Origin of the sequence: Vibrio sp. RW, from assembly GCF_027587105.1 — a bacterium.
GTDB classification, from domain to species: Bacteria; Pseudomonadota; Gammaproteobacteria; order Enterobacterales; family Vibrionaceae; genus Vibrio; species Vibrio toranzoniae.
This window is the reverse complement of sequence record NZ_JAPPTM010000036.1, coordinates 1-20,150: the sequence shown is the minus strand read 5'-3', so window position 1 is coordinate 20,150 and position 20,150 is coordinate 1. Positions and strand designations below refer to the sequence as shown.

General features: G+C 40.2%; 14 protein-coding genes. 9 read left to right on the top strand and 5 right to left on the bottom strand.

Annotation, left to right across the window (positions count from 1 at the left end):
- The first annotated feature begins 27 nt into the window (after window positions 1-27).
- Window positions 28-1,086: a hypothetical protein gene (locus OCT63_RS19480; protein WP_269984374.1), complete on the top strand. Its 1,059-nt coding sequence runs from the start codon at window positions 28-30 to the stop codon at window positions 1,084-1,086.
- A 31-nt stretch (window positions 1,087-1,117) separates the two neighbouring features.
- Here the strand turns inward: OCT63_RS19480 and OCT63_RS19475 are convergent, their stop codons facing one another.
- Entirely contained in the window at window positions 1,118-1,621 is a 504-nt protein-coding gene (locus OCT63_RS19475) for a hypothetical protein (protein WP_269984373.1), read from the bottom strand.
- Between the two features lie 114 nt (window positions 1,622-1,735).
- On the opposite strand from OCT63_RS19475, the gene OCT63_RS19470 reads away from it, so the two are divergent.
- From OCT63_RS19470 to OCT63_RS19445, 6 genes are read left to right on the top strand one after another with little or no spacing between them, the layout of a single operon-like run.
- Window positions 1,736-2,329 (top strand): hypothetical protein, encoded by a 594-nt coding sequence (locus OCT63_RS19470; protein ID WP_269984372.1) that lies wholly within the window; start codon window positions 1,736-1,738, stop codon window positions 2,327-2,329.
- Entirely contained in the window at window positions 2,326-3,357 is a 1,032-nt protein-coding gene (locus tag OCT63_RS19465) for a hypothetical protein (RefSeq protein ID WP_269984371.1), read from the top strand. The genes OCT63_RS19470 and OCT63_RS19465 overlap by 4 nt, the downstream gene beginning before the upstream one ends.
- Window positions 3,344-4,405: a hypothetical protein gene (locus OCT63_RS19460; RefSeq protein ID WP_269984370.1), complete on the top strand. Its 1,062-nt coding sequence runs from the start codon at window positions 3,344-3,346 to the stop codon at window positions 4,403-4,405. The genes OCT63_RS19465 and OCT63_RS19460 overlap by 14 nt, the downstream gene beginning before the upstream one ends.
- A gap of 4 nt (window positions 4,406-4,409) precedes the next feature.
- Window positions 4,410-5,909 (top strand): hypothetical protein, encoded by a 1,500-nt coding sequence (locus OCT63_RS19455; protein ID WP_269984369.1) that lies wholly within the window; start codon window positions 4,410-4,412, stop codon window positions 5,907-5,909.
- A 3-nt stretch (window positions 5,910-5,912) separates the two neighbouring features.
- On the top strand, window positions 5,913-12,431 hold the full coding sequence (locus tag OCT63_RS19450; protein ID WP_269984368.1) for a hypothetical protein: 6,519 nt from the start codon (window positions 5,913-5,915) through the stop codon (window positions 12,429-12,431).
- Window positions 12,431-13,198 carry a prepilin peptidase gene (locus OCT63_RS19445; RefSeq protein WP_269984367.1) on the top strand — a complete coding sequence of 256 codons (768 nt, stop codon included), beginning with the start codon at window positions 12,431-12,433 and terminating at the stop codon, window positions 13,196-13,198. Before OCT63_RS19450 ends, OCT63_RS19445 begins: the two co-directional genes overlap by 1 nt.
- A 41-nt stretch (window positions 13,199-13,239) precedes the next feature.
- On the opposite strand, the gene OCT63_RS19440 is transcribed toward OCT63_RS19445, so the two are convergent.
- Window positions 13,240-13,662 carry a hypothetical protein gene (locus OCT63_RS19440; protein WP_269984366.1) on the bottom strand — a complete coding sequence of 141 codons (423 nt, stop codon included), beginning with the start codon at window positions 13,660-13,662 and terminating at the stop codon, window positions 13,240-13,242.
- 310 nt (window positions 13,663-13,972) lie between these two features.
- Window positions 13,973-16,234 (bottom strand): hypothetical protein, encoded by a 2,262-nt coding sequence (locus OCT63_RS19435; protein ID WP_269984365.1) that lies wholly within the window; start codon window positions 16,232-16,234, stop codon window positions 13,973-13,975.
- Window positions 16,235-16,360: 126 nt separating this feature from the next.
- Here OCT63_RS19435 and OCT63_RS19430 point away from each other — a divergent pair, with 126 nt between their 5' ends.
- The gene (locus OCT63_RS19430) at window positions 16,361-17,110 is read left to right on the top strand and encodes a hypothetical protein (RefSeq protein ID WP_269984364.1); all 750 of its coding nucleotides are present in this window, start codon (window positions 16,361-16,363) and stop codon (window positions 17,108-17,110) included.
- Between the two features lie 17 nt (window positions 17,111-17,127).
- On the opposite strand, the gene OCT63_RS19425 is transcribed toward OCT63_RS19430, so the two are convergent.
- Window positions 17,128-17,781, bottom strand: a complete 654-nt coding sequence (locus tag OCT63_RS19425; protein ID WP_269984363.1) for a hypothetical protein — start codon at window positions 17,779-17,781, stop codon at window positions 17,128-17,130.
- 15 nt (window positions 17,782-17,796) lie between these two features.
- The gene (locus OCT63_RS19420; protein WP_269984362.1) at window positions 17,797-18,903 is read right to left on the bottom strand and encodes a ParM/StbA family protein; all 1,107 of its coding nucleotides are present in this window, start codon (window positions 18,901-18,903) and stop codon (window positions 17,797-17,799) included.
- Window positions 18,904-19,285: 382 nt separating this feature from the next.
- Between OCT63_RS19420 and OCT63_RS19415 the strand changes: the two genes are divergently transcribed.
- A complete protein-coding gene (locus OCT63_RS19415) occupies window positions 19,286-19,627 on the top strand; it encodes a hypothetical protein (protein WP_269984361.1) in 342 nt (113 codons plus the stop codon).
- Window positions 19,628-20,150: the final 523 nt, after the last annotated feature.

The following is a 20,150-nucleotide window of genomic DNA, read 5'->3' as shown; positions in this document are numbered from 1 at the left end:
ATTGATTTAGAGACAGGAAAGAATGTTGTGGCACAACATTTAAAACAAGTCGAAGAAAAGATTAAGTCGGCAATTACTAAGCGCAATGCTATTGACGACTTCACGTCTCGTAAGGCGGTACCCAGGCAAGTATCCGAAAGTGCAGAGCAACCCTCTAATCAACAACAGCCATCAGGAACTAGCAAACTAGGTGGAATGCCAACAGAACCTTTGTCTAACGTTAGACCACCAGCACCAAAAACAAGTGTTGTTGAACTCTCACCAGATGCTTTCGCAGCTCTAAAGCGTCAAACTTACCCAAAGCAAATTCAAGCAATGGCCAAAGAAGCTCATGAACAGTATCCCGGCGTCAAAGCATTGCAAGAACGTCAAGCTAAAGAGTTACACCAACGTGAAGTTGAAGCCTCAATTGAAAACTTCGTGAACAAAAAGGTGGCGGAACCTACAACTGAAAAAACGAAAACTTCTTCCATCGACATTCTAAAAAGAATGCCTGAGAAAATGCGTCGCAAGTTGGGGCCTAAGTTTGCGCCAGGCTTACTCTTGAACGTACCGGATGAACAGTTTGTGGTATATGAACCAAATGCAGATACCGAATACCGCGGAACATTGACAATCGGAACAGATTTTACATGTAGGGTATGTCAAAGTTTTCATCAACTTATTCCAACATTAAATGCTGAAGGAATTAAGGTTCGATACATGCCATACCCACGCGCCGAGGTCATTAGCTACGATTTCCCGCTCAATCATACAATGGATGAAAGAATTGCGCGTATAAGGACCGAGCCATTGAGTCCGCATGGTCAGCTAATCACGGCTGCGTACTGTTCTGAAGATAATAAGGCCGCTTACAATGAGCTCTTCCGAACTAAAATGCTTAATGTATGGCCGACACATATTTCAAAAAGCTGTGAAGGCGCGGTGAGAGAGTTTAAATTTCTTGGTGATCTACTCTTTAACAAAGCTACCCCATACATGGTTTGGGGAGATAGTGAAACATCAAAAGAGCAAACAGGTTACATACGTGGACTGTTACCTAGCGACAGAAGCATCGACGACTTACTCAAGCGCCTAGAGAGTTAAATAAAAAACCACCCCATGGGTGGTTTTTTATTTAACTATGAATTAACTTCTTAACCTTCAATCTTTTCTTGTCGATACTTTTATAATCATGCCCATATGCCGTCAAATACAATGTATCTTTATCCGAGATAAGTCTTGCTGTTTCATCGTTAATCGGAAATGACATACTACATTCAAGAACCAGTTTTTCGGTGTCATTGGTCGTCCCTAAACGTGTTCTTTTCTTTATTATGTGGCTACTTACTGTTGTGTAATGGAAAGTTAGCTGAAATGCAGAGCAAAGTGATGTAGGGGTTTCCACGACTTCGTACTTATCCATGTGGATCTTCAAAATTGAATCCCAAATCTCACCATCAGGTACACCGATCACACAATCGCCGTCTTCGTTAACACCAAAACCAAATATGGTGGAAAGCGTTCGAGACAGTTGAGCTTGACGTTCATCAGCACTTAGAAAATCGAGAGAAAACATCGAAAAAAAATGAATATCTGGTCGCCCACTTACAGCCGCAACCCAAGCATTGTTGCTCTTCATTACAGTTCTGACCTTATTGTTTTTAATATACCCATGACCTATACTAAACCATGTTTTGCGATTAAACAATGAGGCGGTGAAATGGGGCTCGATAGTAGGATCACAAAGAAAGTAATGGGTCACTTGCATACTAAGCTTGCTCTCAAACCAGAAGAGGAAAAAAGCTTAGAGTTTCAAATTGATTGGTTTAAGCACCACATTGAGTTGGAGGCGTATGTTTCAGCCAACCGGTTAATGGGTGTGCAACCTGAGGGGCAACAACTCCCACTTGTTGTGCTTGATGAGGATCTTGAAATACAAGAATTAACTTTGCCGCATGAAGTTGATTGGAGTGAAACAGATAAAAGATCTTTGAAAAGTACTTTTGAGCAACTAGGTATCAAGATCGCTGTTGAGCCTCCAAGTGAAGACTTTCTCGCTTTCTACAACGCAGCCTTACCAACCCAACTTGCAAAGATTGTCGAGCAAACCGTAAAGCATAGCCGGGAAAATATTACTGACATCGGCTTATATCTTCCACAACAACCATACATCACCCATGCCCTGGAAGATGGTGACACAATCAATATTGTAAACACTGTTGAATCAACGGCAATAAGTGTGGAGACCAAGATGAGTTCGAAACCGCTGATTCATCGATTTTTCTCTCACAACCAATCAGTCGAGCATGGACCAGCTCAGACAAATGAAAACGGAGTATCCCGATGAAATGGTACAAACTCACAGCCATTATCACTGCTTGCATATTTTCTTTCCCATCTCATGCTTACCTCTATTACGTAATAGTCGACCCGGCAAAGTCTGGTCAAAAAAGCCAACAAATGGCAAACGACCAGAAACAATTCCTAGAAGATGAAATAAAATACGCAAAGGAAATTGCAACCGATATTGCCGATTACTTAAAGGATTTCGACCTTCAAGGTGACTTAGATTCCTTTAAAACTGCATTAATATCTGCCAGTAAATCTGAGCCATACGTACTACAAAACCAAGCTTCTATGGAGCCTGCCGTTGGTTTATGTGACCTCGTCTCATTCTCCATTAACGACTTTGCAGGGGATCATGGCTGTGCTTTTTATCATGAAGAAGACAACTTTGACGGCTCCATTGTATTAAGTGAAGACATGAAGCCAATTTATGAATTAGACGTTGAACGGTTCAAACGTTCAATAGATACGTTCCGCCATCGTAATTCGTCGGTCGATTCTGAAACCCTTCACTCTGAGATGTCCATGATTTATTTCGACGTCCTTGGCCAAGCTAAAATGACAGAGGTAAGTCAGGAGGATAGGGAAGCAATGGATCAGTTTGTGGATACAGTCATGGGTTCAACTCAAACGGTGGTTGATCCTGTAGACAGCACTTCAAGCCCACAGGCTAAATTGCTATTCACAAGGCAATTATCAGACCACCTCAGAAATAATTACTTAAACGCGAGCGCGAAAGCGACTTATGTCCGACGTTCGCGTGTTGGGGATGGCATGTCGATGCAAAGCGATTTGTGGCAAGTTCGTGATAATGAGCTGCAATCACTTATTGATATGAACAAGCCTGTCATGACAGGAGGGGGCTTATCACCAAGACCTTCACTTGAAAGCATCATACGTGGGGATGCAATCATGACCGCTCGTCTTGGAAGAGCACTTCAAACCCACCTTGATAATAGTCTTCAGGAAGAGCTAACGCTTTCAGTAAGGACATTAATTTTATTGGAGCTACTTAATGATGGAAAGTAATGTATCTCAGAACCCTTCAAAGGACTTTAGTCAGAAGACGCCGATTAAATCTATCACAACATCAAATGCTAACCTGAACTCACATTCTGTAAGTTCAGGGCTTTCAATGCCAAGCACTAAACCCAATGGCCAAGCATTAAATAGTTTCATTACAAAGCCAGCAAGCAATCAGCCAATCGATCATGGAGTTGTAAAAACAGCATCACCTAGTGATAGTTCCAGCTATATCAGGCCGCCCGAGAAACCAAAGCTGGAAACTAAAACAGAGCAACCAGTTCAAACAAAACAGGCCGAAGATAGTAAACAAAAGAATGCGGAACCCGAAACAAAAAAAAGTGCTGATAAGGCTCCTTCAGAAGCTGCTAAAAGTTCTGCTCAGTCAAGCCGCAATACCCAAGACAAAAAAGGGAAGAAGTCCAAAAAGGAACAGGAGCAGGAACAGGAGCAGGAATATAACCAACACACACGCACGGTTCTGCCTGGTATCACAGAGCGGAATAACCAGAGTGTATCCAATGTCCGTAATTCAACTGCTTTCCTCAACTATAACAAAAATGGTAGCGGTACAAATCGCGGGGTAAATGGTGGAAAGGCAAAGCCAGTCAAACCTGCAATGGATATCAAACGTGTTAATAAAATGATTGATAAAGCCAAACAAATACAACAGCTGAAACAGGATCTTGCAACTGCTATCAAAGAAGGTGCTGCACCAAAAGAACTCAAAGCCAGAGCTTCTAAGCTAGAAAAAGAATTCTCCTCATTCACGAAAGAACTTGGCCGTGTCAGTTCAAAATTGGATAAATTAGCCCCTGATTCATTAAATGCTTTGAAGGAATCTATTGGTGCTGACAAGTTTAATAACCTCAGTAAAGCCATTGATGGTGTTAAAGAGTCCATGAGTCCAGAAAGTCTTAAAAATATAGGGATGGAGGGAAGCAAAGCTCTAAACAAAGCGATGCCTGACTTTGCCAAATCAACAGAAAAGCTCCAGGAAGCTATACAGGCAATGTTCAATTCTATTTCTAAAACATTTTCAATAGGTAGGTAGTCGTATGTTTAACGCTTCAGAATTAATAAAAAACCCGGACATACCATTGAGTTTTAAGTTTCAAATAGAGTACCAATCAGCTACACATCATAAGAGTTATGTCCATATTGCTCATCACTTAGGTTTACTTGACGATTATGTGGACACAGACCACTTTGACGAAAATTACTCACTGCTCAGTCTTGAAGATGTATGTGAAGAATTTCCTCATCTTGAACCATATCGAGACAAACTAGAGCTCTTAAAGCAAAACTATTTATTCTTATCTGGGCTATATCAAATCCCCTTTCATGAAGAAGCATACCGTTCAACAGACTTGATCACGTATTCAAAGCTCAATGGTATAGCTATCATGGAAATAAATGCTCAACCGATAATATTTCTGTCATCGTTGGATAAGTATCTAAATCTATTGAGCGATATCGGCGAAAAAAACATATCCAACGAAGTAGTATTTTGGCTAGATATAAACGGCTATCTGGATAACAACCAGATCCATGAAGGTGCTGAGCCTAGCACCGCCTTAGTAGAGTTTAATGAACAGAATACGCAGGGCTTTTATATCGCTATTGCAACGCCTGAAGAGGTCCAAAAATGTATTTCTAGAATAGAGCAACATACATATGAGAAAGTCGAGTCTTCGGCCTACGAATACGAGCTACCTGATTGTTGTGGCTACCTTATTGAGAGCTTGCAAACCGCCGAAGAGAACTTTACCCATCAAGTTCATTTCTCTGTTGAGGAATCCAAATTAAAAGAACCTAGCTGCTCCGACAGCAGTGTACTTGAGTCTCACGATTGGGAAAGCGTTAAAATGTACAAAGCGTTCAAGGGGCTGCTTGCATATTTCAATGTTCCTCTAGCCAACGTTAATAAGGAGCCTATACGCAGTTTTCTCGTTATAAACATGCCACAGTCAGCGCACACAGGTCTTGAGTATGAGCTTGGCATCAGCATACAAACAGTCGTGACTTTAAGTGGCTACAGTGTCACCTTAAACCTTCTCTATAGCTCAGAATTTGAAGAAAGCTCTGATAAAATATGCGCCACCCTAGAAGAGGGCAAATTAAATCTAATACTAGGTAAAACCTCTGACGATCCAGTGAACCTTTATACAAGCCTAATCAAGGAAACCCATAATAGAGCTGGTGGTTCGCCGATATTAGCGTATGAAAGTGGATTTCCGATTTACCTAGAAGATATAAGCCATTGCTCAATTAATAACAATATTGAGACCTTTATTGAGTACTCTACCATAGGAATTGAGTACTTTATTGCCGGGCACTTGGATAATTCGGCAGTGATTAATATGGCCATGATTGCTGCTCAGTCTGGGTTAACCGTCATTGGGTATTCCTACGCATCAAACAGCAGTTCTGCTATCAATCGTCTTCGATTCACTCAAACCCTCTATGACGGAGCGAATCAAGGTGTTACCCGCACTATAGAGAACTTGGTAAACACAATCCAACCTCAGTCACATACGAACAAATCAGAGGTATAGTAGATGGAAGCAAATGTACCTAAAAATATCGTAGAACGAATAGAGCAAGCCCTTGATGGAAAAGCGTGGGCCAATCAAACATTTCGCGGCAAAACCAAACTGACCAGTTTTCATTTTCCAAGACCGAGTAGGAACTATGCTGGCAACTCTGATACTAAGTTAGTTGACTACATCAATCGTCAGGATCAAACGGGTAACCAGCACTCTAGGGCTTATGCTGAATTAAATTGGGCTAAAACTATTGCCGTTGGCCTCCATATCATTTCTGGGTTTGAAACGCCTGATAAGAAGTATATTTCTAAGGTTTTTGCTGCACGCAAACAAGTTGACACCATTCGTAAGCAGTCAAGTTCGTATTGGAATGACCCAAAATACAAGGCTGCCCTAGAGAACTATGAAAAGGTTTGGAAAGGTAAGTTCTCAACGGATGTACAACAGAAAGAAATTCTTGAAAAGACATACTCGATTCAAGATGCATTAATCCAAGAGTTTGCTGACACAGCAGTATCCAGCCAACTTATCGATCATAAATCCCTTTTCCGTCTCGAGCCCGTCGTAAGACAATACGTTGCCGCGTTAAACTCTGGGGTCAGTGAAGATAAGTTGATCCAAAAAAACGACACAAGCTTACAGCAAGACAGCTTATACAATTTAATGCTGAATGAAGAATATGGTGCCGACACCAGCGCTCAAGCTATGCTGGCCAGCAGAATGCTAGAAAAGCACTTAAGTGAAATTCAAGCCTTTGCCGATACTCAAAGTCACCATTCTAAAAGTGGTAAGAAAGAAATCCCCTTCAACATAGATATTGGCCAGTATGCTTCTGGTGGTTACATCAATTTTGATGATGAAAAAGCGGCACCTTTACATAGTGATATGAAGGACACATTTGGTAAGAAAACGGGCTGGTCAGTCGTTGTTAAGTTTAAGTGCTTCGATAATGGCCGTGTCTCACTCAACACCGGCTTAAGAATCGTTGGTCGTCAAGAATCAAACTCCTTCATAACATCTAAACCTGACTTTGATTCATGGCTAGAAAGGTTACCTCATTCACCACAAGGTACTGAGGCTTCATTATCTACCGAACAGGCTAGAGAAGCTTACATTAAAGAACAAAGCGCACTAGAAGCTGCGCGACTAAAAGGTGAAGAAGAAAACAAAGCTAGACGTGAAGAAGCGCTGAGACAACAGGCAGAAAAAGATGCTGCTCGCGCTGAAGAAGTCAAAATTCTAATCGAAGAAAACTACTCTTTACCACTCGTTACAAAAGAGACAGCCAAAGGTACCCAAATCGAAACTAAACAGATCATGGAGATTCTTGATTATGAGGAACTTCATGGGCTGTTGCGTCATGCCAAATTATATGAAGTGCCGACTGTCAGTATTCAAATGGGCCTAGACATCGAAAATACCCGAGGTATCCAACATCTAGCTAATCCGCCCTACTTATTTGGCTCAGAAGAAAACGACAACATTGGAAACAAGCGCTTTGAAACAATGAACAATGACATGAAAAACTGTTTTGTTCAGTTAGGTAATATCGGCCCAAATACCACCATAATTCAAGGCGAGGGCTTTTCTACCATGGCCAGTTTGTACATCGCTGCCAAAAGGAAAGAACTCGATGTAGCTTGTGTTGCGGCCATGTTCGTCGACAACATCAAATATTCAGTGGAGCATTATAAGAAGCAGTACCCAAACAACCCTATGTTAAATGGTGCTGATAATGATAGTTGGAACAAAGGGGATGAACGATCACTTCGTTCAATTAAAGACAATGCTGGCTTGCGAATGGGCCTCATCCTCCATGATAGCTATGGCATTCAGAGCTTTTCACTTGATTGGGAAAACTTAGGTGTTCATGACAAAGCTCTTGAAACTGGGGCATGTGATTTCAATGACGCGTTTGATGTCTTTGGGTATGAAGAAGCTCTAGCAAAAATGGGGACCCAACTTGAACATATGATCAATACCTACAATATCCCAGCAAAAGATATGGTAGGGAAGCGAATCTTTGCAGATGCAGAGTATGGTAAATATGAGTCGATCTTCGAAGTATATGGCATAGACCCAGAACTAAAATCCTCCAATTTCATCACTCATACTGGTGAGCCAATTGATTTCAATTCAATCAATCAACCATCAGAACAAAATGATAACGCAAAACAAAAAACAGATGCCACTAAAGTACTTCAAACTGAACCAACTTCGGCATATGAACTGCAAAAATTCGAAAGCGATTCATGGGTTAAAGTAGACATTGCAGACACTGCGAAAGATATACTTATCAAACAGGATCTTGAAAAGAGATTTGCGATAGATACGGCATATGCTTCTTTAATCGAAGATGGTACCGAACCGACAATCGCATTCAATAAGGCTCTCGAATATGTAGAATCGACATTTAGATGTTATGGGGCTGAAACTGATAAAGTATTCAATTCTATAGATACATATAACGATTCAATAGATCAGAAACTTACTGAAGATGTTGTATTGTTTATTGAGAATGAAAATGGTTATGTTAGGCCAATTCGACTAGACGAAAATAACGATTTGGTAATTGGCGGGGGTAAAGACAATGTTCAACCACGTTTTAATAGTCGGCTTCAAGCAGCAAAAGCCATTGACGCTGTACTCACAGAAATAGAGTACAGTGACATAAAGGCTTTCGAGCTTGCGACAGAGGAATCATTCAAGTTACGTACATTAAACGCTGAAAGCAAACCCCTAAGAGACACAGATAGAACGTTTAGCGATGAATTTGGGCTAGACACGCGCTCAGTAATAAATGCTTCGATCAACGAAGATGCAATTGGTGTAAAGTTCATCGATCAAACTGACTATATCGATGTGACTTGCAACACAACATCACCCGACACACCAATCATCACCCAAAAGCTTGATAAAAATGAGCTCGGATATGCTCTTGATTCTCTCAAAAAGAACTCTTCAATTATTGAAGTCGATAGCGGTACACATAAACCCGAAGACCTTGATTTCAACATAGAAAGTTTCAGTGATACCCAATCTTTATTTGTGCTCAAGTCCTACGCACCCAATGGCGCACAAAATGGGGAATACTATCTTCAAAGCAATCAAGAGTTACAGAACAAAGTTGAAGATCTTAAGTACGGGCAATTTCTAATACCAACAACGACCTTTCAGTCATCAAACGGGGGATTAACACCGCTTCATACTTCCCAGGAAGAATTGAATACTGAACTTATGCCAGCTCAAGCTTTATCTAAGGACCAGGAATATAATTCAGAGCAAGAAGTTAATAAATATCTTGCCTCAATTAACAAGCATTCTATTGAAAACAATACACCCAACTCGTTACCAACTAGGGAGACTGGTGACAGAAAACTTGTTGAAGGTATTTGGTATGACAATAACAAGTCTGCCTCTGTTGGAGGAATTACTCTCGAAGATCAATCGCCCAATATAGAAATCACAGAGCAAGAAATGGCTGACAACGTCAATGCCGCCTTAGCGGACCCTGAAAGTATGCACTTGATGGGGGGATTTAGCTCGGAAGAAGAAGACCTGTTAGCAGAGATAGACAGCTTCAGAGAAGAAGAAAGAATGATGGAGTCTAATTTCACTGACTCATCCTTCCAAGACTTGGTTGCACAGGCAACAGAATATCAGGAGCAGGATTCTAAAGTTGAATCGGCGATTGATAACGAGGACCTACACCATAGTGAGAATGATTCAAATAATATCAGCGAATTGGCAACCTCAATCTCTAATGGAATTAAAGGCAACGTTACCTCAATCGATGATGATTTGGATGTCACCAATGAGGACTTAGAGTCCATTGACGAGTATCAGTTCACTGATGAAGAAATGGAGTATGAGTATGAAGACATAACAATGAGTGATATGCCGGTTGACGATTTCGCTGGTGGTGAATTTGGTATTGATGACTTCGAAGTCGAGTTTTCAGATATAAATGAAAATGAACTAGAGGAATCTTTACCTTCGGATTCAGAACTGTTCACTGGGTCGAATCAGCCAGATGCTTCGCAACAATCAGATGCAGAGGTGTCAGTTGTGACAGAAAACGTTCCTGTGAATGCTTCTGAAACTTCTCATCAAGCTAAAGTATCGACACAAATTGAAACGAATCAGCAAGTCGAACCTGCCCCCGAAGTAGCAACTGCGCCAGAAATCGGTCCTGAGAATGTTTCGGAGGCTTACCCACAAGAAACAACCACATCACAGATTCAAGAAACGCAACAAACTGCAGTAGCACTAGAAGTAACAGCTGCGCCAGAGGACGCGCCTCACAATGCCTCAGAGCCTTCTCCTCAAGATGCAGACCAATCACAGACTATAGAAACGCAACAAACTGTAGCAGCACCAGAAGTGACAGCTGCGCCAGGAAACGCGTCTCACAATGCCTCAGAGCCTTCTCCTCAAGAAACAGCTCCATCACAGACTCAACAAACTGCAGCAGCACCAGAAATGATAGCTGCGCCAGAAAACGCGTCTCACAATGCCTCAGAGCCTTCTCCTCAAGAAACAGCTCCATCACAGACTCAAGAAACTGCAGCACCACCAGAAGTGACAGCTGCGCCAGAAAACGCGCCTCACAATGCCTCAGAGCCTTCTCCTCAAGAAACTGCTCCATCACAGACTCAAGAAACGGCTTCCATACAGCCTGACAGCACGCAACAAACGAAAGCTAATGCAGAATTATCAACTGTGTCCAACAACACACCTGATACACAATCTGAACTTTCTAACCAAGCAGCGGCACATAAACAACACGATTCTTCCGAACATGCACCAACCTCGGCAAATGGTATCGGCCATAGTAGCGCTTCTTATGGGCAGTTCACTACGACTGGTAGCTGGAACCAAATGAATACGACCCTCAATCACGGTAGGACCTATGATTTCGTCATTTCAAAAATGACTGTGGGCAATGCACTTCCTCCAGCACAAAACATCAAGAAAACAGAGGTTCAAGCACCATCAGAACAAAAGCTAAGTCAACTACTTAAAGAGTCAAAGCTTAGAGCGTGGAATTCTTCCAAGGCTCAGAGCTCGGTTCTAGATAAGGTCTCAGCAATTGATAAGCATAATGAGACTGTTAGCGAACGTGCGGCATCAACTCCGATCCGATCAATAGAATCAGATGAAGATAAAGCCGCCAAGAGGAATGTTGAGTCAGATTTCAATCAAGAGACCTCTAAAAGTTCTATTAATAACGTTGAAAACGAAAATAATGGTCTAGATGGTAATGTCATCAAAGCTCTCGAAACACTGGGACAGATGCTCTCATCAGGTGAATTAGAGAATGATGATGTAGCAAACATTCTTCAGAAATTTTCAAAGGTTAATGATAGCGTTAATACAATATCTGATCGTGACATGGAGTCGCTGGGCAAGAATAGTGGGCTTGATAAATTAGACACCCCAAAACAAAGAAACGTTCCAAAGGCGGTACCAACTGAAAATACAAAAGCACAAGGTACAGAAACATCTGGATTACAGTACAACGAAAAGGGCCTTCCAGTTCCACTAACTTTCGCAGACAACGAGCCAATTGATAACTTCTCTGAATTTGAGTTTCCTTTGAATGTAGATGTGTCTCATTTTGTTGAGAGAGCTCAAGAAGAAGTGGGCGATAAGGGTGATTCTGCAGTTTTCAAAAAGGCGTCCTTCTTAATGTCTGCTGCACTATCACCAAATGCTCCGGTAAACACATTGGCGCAAAACGCGATTGATGTTCTCTGTCATATCAACCCCCCAGTAGATGCATTAATGCAACAAGAATACGCCACCAGAGCGGGAGAAGTGGCAAACTGGCTAAATAGTGTAGCCAAAGTTGGGATGGTCATTGAATCCCAAAGGAGTGATGAGGGTAAATTACCTGCATACAGTAAGTTGGATAAACGTATTCAAATTAAGGTCCAAGAAGCATTAATTCGCCCGGTAAACGAAATAAAGCGAGACTGCAATAATGACTACATTGACTTTGTGTGCATAAAAGAAGCAATCGAAAAGAGACAAATTCCGTATGACACCCTAAAACAAGTCTTGTATGGCGCTTATAAAAATAGAATTTCAAAGGCTACTGGATTGCATGGTGAACGCTATAAGTCTGGGAACACGAAATTAAATGATAAATTAGACGTTGTACTTGCGAAACTTGTTAAAAATGGTGACTTCACTAAATGTGTCTCGCAAAAAGGCACATATCTTTACAAAGACCCTGTCGACGGAACAGAGGCATCGATTACTCAGCCTGAAATTATGGCCGCATCTGCCGAAATGATGGCAATACGCGATCTAGAAGCTGCTATTGAGATCCCAAAAGATGTAAGAAAAATGAGCTCTGTTGGCAGGGAAAAAGCAGAAGTTGTCATTGGGCGATGTATCCAAGAAGCTACTGGAATTCAAAGTCCAATTTACGAACGTAGAGAACCAAAGACTGCTTATACACCTGTAGGGAGGCTTGCTAAGAAAGAAGCTAGTGCAAACGTACCAGAAGGGATGGCGCACTAATGGGAGTTGAGTTAATTGTTGGTTTCATCATTGCGGGTTCCTTTGCTGCAAAATGCACATATCTTATCTCTGGAATACTCCCTAAAATTGAAGTTCAAGAGATTAAGCAAGATCTAAGTGACTATATTGGAGTCGAATATACGCAGGAATGTAATAGCTGTTGCTTGTTTTCGCAAATGGCTAGACAACCTCTCTTTTGGGTACCTATTTCCTCAACGGTTTTGAAAACTCCATTTCCAAAGTCAACAGGGTTTGCAAAATATGAAGTTTTATTACTTGAAGCAATTGCAATCACTTCATTGATCCTGGCGTCCATCGCTGGCGTGGATTTCACACGGATACTCTTCATGGGGTTGTTTGTGGCTATGACAGCATCGGCAGCATTGGTAGATTTAAGTAGTCGATTTTTACCTGACAAGATAGTTTACCCCTTACTATGGATTGGTTTGTTTTACTCGACAACTAAGACGTCACTAGTTGAACCTAACGACGCAATACTCGGGGCATTTGTTGCTTACATTTATATGTATACATTCAACAAAATAACGCTATTCAAATCTGGCCATGAAGCTTTTGCTTGGGGGGATGTAAGACTATTATCAGCAGTTGGAGCTTGGGTTGGGATTGGACTCATTTTGCCTTTAATAGTGTGCAGCTTAATTTCTTCATTTTTATTAAAAAAGGGTGCAGCATTTGGACCAGTTATTGTCATATGGGCATACGTGACAATGGTCGCGCAAACTACAGTGGTTGCAACGATACTCTGAACCCACTTTTGAAAAGGGACGCATTTGCGTCCCTTTTTAAATTAAGAATCTTGTCTCTGTGAGTCACAAATATCCAAGATTCGCGTTATAGCACTATCATTGCTACCCAGATTCCAAAGCGAAACATATTCTTGGATACGACCGATGTTTTTAGTCGACAAGGTCATCGAACTGGTTTCCGCTTTATCACGGTTCTTAGAAGCAGAATACGACCCTTTCAGATTATTAAGCCTGTTAAGCGGGAAGTATGGGAGCAATGCCGATAGAGCATCATCTACCTCTGTAGCAGAAAGGTTGCGCCTGGACTGGCGCTCAAGAACTTCTGACGATAATTGCTTAAACTTCGTGATTGATGTGCATTTATTAACTTTCAAACTTGTCTCATTGAGAGAAGCTAACCAAGTCAAGAAGCCCTGTTTATTCCATTCTCTCATTTTCAAAGCTCGTAAGACTTCACTGCTCATATTTCAACTCCAATTTCTCAACACTAATCAAAGCTGAGAGTAATACCCAAGAGTTGAGTAGAAATGCCTCAACCATTGGAAGTACAAGAAAACAACTGAAACAAAGTAAAGCGGAGAAAATTAGCTTGATATTCAATAGTCCTACCAGGTGAATAGGTTTGATAAAGCCAGCTAATAATATGAACAAACCTAAGCTGAAGGTAAGGGAAGCAACAAACAATGGTAGGGTGCTGCTAAGAAGAGCTCCTCCGAATGATATTGCAACGATAAAGAACATCGACCTCACAAGTAGTTTGTTCATTGTATTCACCTATAAATACTCTATTTCTGCATGCTTGGAGGCTTCTGAGCCAACAAATGAATACTCAGCCTTCCTAACTCGTAATAGAACTGGGCTATAACTAACGTGCTGGTTGAAGTGCCCCAATGCATGAGCGGTTTCATCATTTCTTGCAGCTTCGAGAAGATTATCATTAAAAGATCTAACAGAGACACGGACATTAGCAGTGTCATTTACAGGATAAGCTAGCAACTTATCTAGTATTAAATCGTCAATTTTGTCATTCACTTCGGGCAAGTTATCAATGTATTGATCAATATGTGCTAAACAGGCAGCTAAGAACCGGAATTTCATAATGTCAGTGAACTTTTGCTGCTCAACACCTTCATCGAATGTGGTGTTATCAAGCCCGGTAATTTTGCTTATATTCAAAAGCTCTATATGAACTAAGTTCTCAGCACTTTTAAAAGTTTGAATCTCTTCGTTATCAAGAACACTAAAGTGTTCCATCAACTCAGTACCCGTTTTGGCTGCCTGCTTCAGAATTGACTCTTCAACTACTTTATCTTTGTCAGAAAAGATACGCTCGGCGACTAACAAATGTCTTTCAGCAATGACCTTTCTCTGACGCTCTTCATTGAACATTTTAGAAGAGTCCAAACCAACTTTTGCGTACTTCTTCATTGAGCGTTCTAAACGAACTAGCTCTTCTGTCAGTTTTAGCTCACGTTGTACAAAGTCAGAACATTCCGCTTTTAATAAACGTAAATCTGAAGATTGAGTTTCAAGTGCGGACAAAACTTTAGAAGATGTACTTTTGGTTGACTTAGCTTCACGTAATGCCTCTCTCACTGTCGCGATATTGGCGTTGCAAAGTTTAAGCTTCTCTTTGTATTTGCCGACAAAATCTAAATAAAGAGCATGAATGACAGATCTTGAGCTAGTTAGGCTAGATTTATACTTGTCGACAGAACTTCGAGTATTGGTTTGTAGAGATGCAATAAATTCAGCCGAGAATTCATATTCATCTGATACTTTAGAAATTCGCTTATCAGCCAAGTATTTCTCTAATCGTTCTAGATAGCCGATACTTGCCAACTCTGACATCATACTCATACCCTGAGACTTAAAGTCAGACTGAGACAATGTTTGGTTTGGAGCGTTTTTTAATACTTCAATGAGTACGTTTTCGGCCCATCTAAGTTTTACATCAACACTATCTTTAAAAAGTTGTGTAGGACGTAAGACGTTGTTGTTATCAATGGTGCATAGCTTAGTACCTACAAAATATCTTATTGCATCGTTTACAGTGAACGGATTATCTGAGCCGTATGATGCGTTTTGTAGAAAGCTAGAACGCTCTTTCAAGTGCTGAGAAGCTGATTCACCTTTAAGGACTCTTGCTTGCGAACGGACAGCTCTAGAGATCTGCGAAGCAAATAGCGAGACATGAATCTCATCAGTACACTGAAATACCTTAGCTGCAAAACGTGAAATACGATTATCTAATGAACTTGTGAAGGTGAAATAACCTTTGTTCTGATCAAGCCAAAGAAAATCTTTATGTCCAACCAAAAGTGAGTGAGCTAATTCCTCACGTTTATGTACTGGTAGCTTCTTCGGCATTAAAGGCAGCAAAGATTGTTCCTGTAACATACCATTAAATTTGATCGCTCTTTCTGTATGAGAAAGGAGAACATCAAGTTTAACTCCAAAACTATTTGGAACTAAAAACAACAAGCAATCTACAGAGTTTCTTGGCGTTGGCCCTTCTTGCTTTGCTTTAGTCTTCGAGAAGTCAAAGTAAACACGATTCATTTTCAGTGTCTTCTTTTTAAATTTACTTGGCCTGCTCTCAAAAACCTCCAACAGACCAGACACTTCAAATTCAGATTCACTAAACGGCTTCTGTTGAGGAGTTGTCAGTTCAAAACTCTCATACGAAGGATCTGCAATCCTTTTAGCAAGTAACTCAACTTCGATAGGGGATTGGTTGTAAACAAACTCATAAAGCTCATCAAAGAATGAATCCCATTGTTTTGATAAGGCTTTCTTGAAAGTTTTGATCCCAGAAGTTCGAAGAACTCGAATTCGTTCTCGACTAATTTTTTCATTTGGAAACTCGACATCCAGTTTCCCTTGTATTTGTTCTAGAGTGTGAGTGCCTTTCCCATCAAGCCCTAGTGATAATTCTATAATTCTCGCATTGCGTTCTGGATTTTCTAAGTGGTCCAGACTAGACAGAATGGCCTTTAACCTTTCAATCAATAGTTGTTTATTGCCTGCAGACATAAGTACACCTAGTAGTTGTGTTTACTTGATAATATAACATATTAGATAAAAACCAAACAAAATTGAAGTACATTTTTGCATCAATCCATGTCATACTCGAATAATATACAACATCAAGGAGGTTGCATGTCTGATCAACAAAGTAAATTAACAGGCAAATGGTTAAAGCTATATGAGCAATGCCTCAAGTCGAAAGGGGATTTCCCATATAGCAATCTCGATGGTTTTGAAGAGCTGTACTCACAGTATTTATACAGCGGGATGCTAGTGAAGCAGAAAGCTAATAAAACGCTTAGCATTACTAAAGCAAGTAACATTGCAGACCGAGCAGCGCAGCACGCTATAACACATGCTCGGGCTTCATTTAAGGATAGATGTAAGATGGAACCTATTGTCGAAGCAATTCGACAAGGTACGGTAATGCAAATCCCAGGAAGCAAAAAAATCGCAACTCAAGGTGGAAAAGCCTTTATGGATGCCAGGTTTGTCTACATTGTACTTGCGATAAAAACTCATACATTAAGTGCACTTGAAGTTAAAAATCTTATTGGTTTCTTTGATAGTGATCTCATAGATTACGATGTTGAAAAGTGGACGCTTACCATTCGAACTTTCGAACTTCATTTAGAAGAAATGGAACCAACTTTAAATGAGGTTGTTGAATTAGATAAAGTTAGTAGGTCTACAATTCCAAGTGTGATTTCATACATTCATAGTACCCAGTCATACAACGCCGACTGGAAAGGTTTCTATGATGTTATAGTTGAACGCGTTAGGGACAAAATATGTTCTGTATTTAAAAAGGTACGGGCTACCAAGACAAACTTAGACATACAAGCAATAGAAGATTTATTCGAATCAGATCAAAAAAACTAAAGGGCCTAGATGGCCCTTTAAACATTCATACCTACAGTTAATGAGTCAAAATCGAACCCGTCAATATCCTGCATAGGTTTATCAACATCTTCTCTGCTAGCCTCTAAAGATTCTGCAGCTAGCCCAATATCATCTGTGTCTTCATTAGGAGACTCTTCAGAATCTTGTTTACTAAAAGTAATAGAACCAGCAACTAATTCATGAAGTAATCTGTTCGTATTCACGAGCTCTGATAAGATCAACGATTGAACATTGTCGTCATAAGTCACAGTTTCAGACTGTTGCCGGTTTTGGATAAATGAAATTCCGTTTGTAACATAGTTTTTCATCATGGTTCCGAGCAAACGACCAAGTGATTTCGTATCAAACTTAGCGTCAATCAAAGAAAATAAATCTCTATGGAAAGTATTAGATCGCTTGATTTGAAAACGAAGCCTTTCTTCAGATGAAGAACTGGAGGTAGCCTCCAGCATTGAAATCTTCACGTCTTGAGGTAAAGCGAACTTATAATAGTATTCAAGATCTTTAAGGTTGCCAGTTTCAATTAACACACCTAGTGCGACAAGAAACTCTAGAACCCTTTGGCATTCGGAATTGTCACCTTGTTTTGGTTTTAGGTGATTTGCAAATGCAGAACGAAACCGACATTCATAAACTAAAAGCTTTTCCATGTGACACCCATGATGCTAGCGAGCACTATTTTGTTGGTACCAAAGTTCAGCAAACAGTTCTAGGCCATCAGCGTTGAGTCTATCCGCATTTTGTGGGATATCATAAGGCACATAGTTTCCACCATTTTTATCTCCATAGTACTCTTCTATCATTGGCTGAATTTCGTCTTTGAGTGCCTTTATGGTTCCACCAATGAAAATCATTAAATCAATATCAAACCCATCGGACAATGTGTCGGTAACATTACCAAAGATTTCATTTGCAAGAGCAGAACGCGCTTGCTTGATCCAGTTAGTATGATCCTCTTCCTTACCACGAATTTTTATCGTTCCGTTGTTAATTAGTGCTTTCACTTGTTGTTGAGTAGGGGTTGTGAAACCATGATCATAAATATAGCTTTTCGCCTTACGGTCCAAATCGTTAAAGCCAACATCAAAAGTAGTCGAACGTTCCATATCAATCATGCCATTCTTAAAAACGGCAATGTCTGTTGTCTTCCCGCCCGGATCTATAACAGCAAGGGTTTTGTTTAAATACTCTGGATTTAAGACAATCTTCCCGTCAGTATCCCGCATAAAGAGATATGTACGAAGTGCTGCTAGCGCTTCTGGTTGCACAAGTAATTGAATGCTGTTCCTTTTCCTTTTTACTAGGTTCTCATCGTTTGGAAACAAATCAAATGAACTAGCCATTGCTGTCATTTTGTTCTTCACATTAGCTTCGTTGATGGAGCCATCTTGTTTGTAAAACTGACGAAGAGGCATACCAGCACAGACAACAAATCGATTCGTACTAAGGCTCGATTTAGTGTCGTCAAATAGTGACAGGGCATGTTGAAGAAGGATTTGGTTTGGTTCTTCATATGCAAAAGTGTTGCTCCGCGGTATTGGCTGACCTACATCTCCAACATCATACTTGATACCTGTCTTACCGGACTGATATGACTTAACCGCATCTGATGACTCACCAATGTTTAGTTTCATGTCAGCATCGACATACCTTCCTGTATGGCGAGCTATATGAGTAGGGAACGCAGTTTTTAACTCTTTAGATGAGACTTTGTACTTCGCATTGCCGTCATCAATCCCGATAAAAATTATGTCATTAAAAATTGTGGACATATGACTTACCTCGTTGTTGTATTTTATATGCAATAGTAATATACATTATGTATCAGAAATTAAAAGTTGAGGAGAGAAAAGGGTGAATATTCAGAAAAAAAAATGTCTTCATTTTCATCTGGAGAAAGTAAGAGGGATATGCGATAGCCACAACATCAATGTAAGTAAGATTTACTGGCACCCAAAGTCTCGTACGATTTACATACGACTACCAAATGATTCCTCATTTCCATACATAAAGATCTCCATTGAGCAAATGGAGCTTCTTTCCGATAAGCAAGACATTTGGCAGTACAATGTGAATGAGCCTTCAGAACAACGACACGTACTAAAATCTGCCACAGTTATGGCTCCAGGTAAGAAAGTAAGGTTGGTATGATTTATGTGGACACGAAATGAGATTAAATATTTATCCAGTAATGCAGGTCGATTAACTACAAAGCAAATGTCTAAAATCTTGGATAAATCAGAGGACAATATACGACAGAGGGCAAGCCAAATGGGAATTTCCTTAGCTGTTAGGAGTATCGCCAAGGAAAAGATTGATATGGCCAGAGAAATGATTAAGAAGAATGTACCCGCGTCCGTAATTGTCAAAAAAACTGGTCTTAGTCATACCTACATTCACAACATTAAATTTGGAAAGATCAAACACCTCAAACCTAAATTCGACCAACAGAAGTTTGACAATAATCTAAAAATATTTAACGCAGCAGTAGGTTAAGCCAAATCCAATCATAGTCATTCAAATCAGGTCTAAAGTCCCAACCAACAAAGTCATTCAAGTTTTGTTTTATTCTAAAAAATTGTTTCTGAATTACTCGAAATCGCGAGATATTTTTTGACAACAGCTACTTGAAAGCACAAACAGACGACACGCATAACTCAATAAAATCAACAATTTATCTCAATTTAACATAATTTATGTAATACGCATGTAAGCCATTGAATCTAAAGCAAATTATCCTTAGGCGTTATTATGATTATATCTGAGGACACGGTAGTCTGTTTCGAAGCGGTTCCATTAAAGGAAGAACCGCTCGCGGTTAAGCCTTTGATGGAAGCGTATTAGCTATTTTATGGTAAATGCGATCTTCTGTTAAATTACAATAGATTCCTCATCTTGATCACTATAGCAACTTGACTCATCACCTTTAATCTAAATCACTACTTATCAACACTTCATTAATCTACGTGAGTTTTTCAAGAGCATTTTTTGCTCACATCAACCTCACTTGTGATTCAAG

What these genes read in the sequence shown, in the direction of transcription:
- OCT63_RS19475 (WP_269984373.1), bottom strand. Translation starts at nt 1,621, where the DNA reads ATGAAGAGCAACAATGCTTGGGTTGCGGCTGTAAGTGGGCGACCAGAT.
- OCT63_RS19455 (WP_269984369.1), top strand. Translation starts at nt 4,410, where the DNA reads ATGTTTAACGCTTCAGAATTAATAAAAAACCCGGACATACCATTGAGT.
- OCT63_RS19470 (WP_269984372.1), top strand. Translation starts at nt 1,736, where the DNA reads ATGGGTCACTTGCATACTAAGCTTGCTCTCAAACCAGAAGAGGAAAAA.
- OCT63_RS19420 (WP_269984362.1), bottom strand. Translation starts at nt 18,903, where the DNA reads ATGTCCACAATTTTTAATGACATAATTTTTATCGGGATTGATGACGGC.
- OCT63_RS19445 (WP_269984367.1), top strand. Translation starts at nt 12,431, where the DNA reads ATGGGAGTTGAGTTAATTGTTGGTTTCATCATTGCGGGTTCCTTTGCT.
- OCT63_RS19465 (WP_269984371.1), top strand. Translation starts at nt 2,326, where the DNA reads ATGAAATGGTACAAACTCACAGCCATTATCACTGCTTGCATATTTTCT.
- OCT63_RS19440 (WP_269984366.1), bottom strand. Translation starts at nt 13,662, where the DNA reads ATGAGCAGTGAAGTCTTACGAGCTTTGAAAATGAGAGAATGGAATAAA.
- OCT63_RS19450 (WP_269984368.1), top strand. Translation starts at nt 5,913, where the DNA reads ATGGAAGCAAATGTACCTAAAAATATCGTAGAACGAATAGAGCAAGCC.
- OCT63_RS19425 (WP_269984363.1), bottom strand. Translation starts at nt 17,781, where the DNA reads ATGGAAAAGCTTTTAGTTTATGAATGTCGGTTTCGTTCTGCATTTGCA.
- OCT63_RS19460 (WP_269984370.1), top strand. Translation starts at nt 3,344, where the DNA reads ATGATGGAAAGTAATGTATCTCAGAACCCTTCAAAGGACTTTAGTCAG.
- OCT63_RS19430 (WP_269984364.1), top strand. Translation starts at nt 16,361, where the DNA reads ATGTCTGATCAACAAAGTAAATTAACAGGCAAATGGTTAAAGCTATAT.
- OCT63_RS19415 (WP_269984361.1), top strand. Translation starts at nt 19,286, where the DNA reads ATGTGGACACGAAATGAGATTAAATATTTATCCAGTAATGCAGGTCGA.
- OCT63_RS19435 (WP_269984365.1), bottom strand. Translation starts at nt 16,234, where the DNA reads ATGTCTGCAGGCAATAAACAACTATTGATTGAAAGGTTAAAGGCCATT.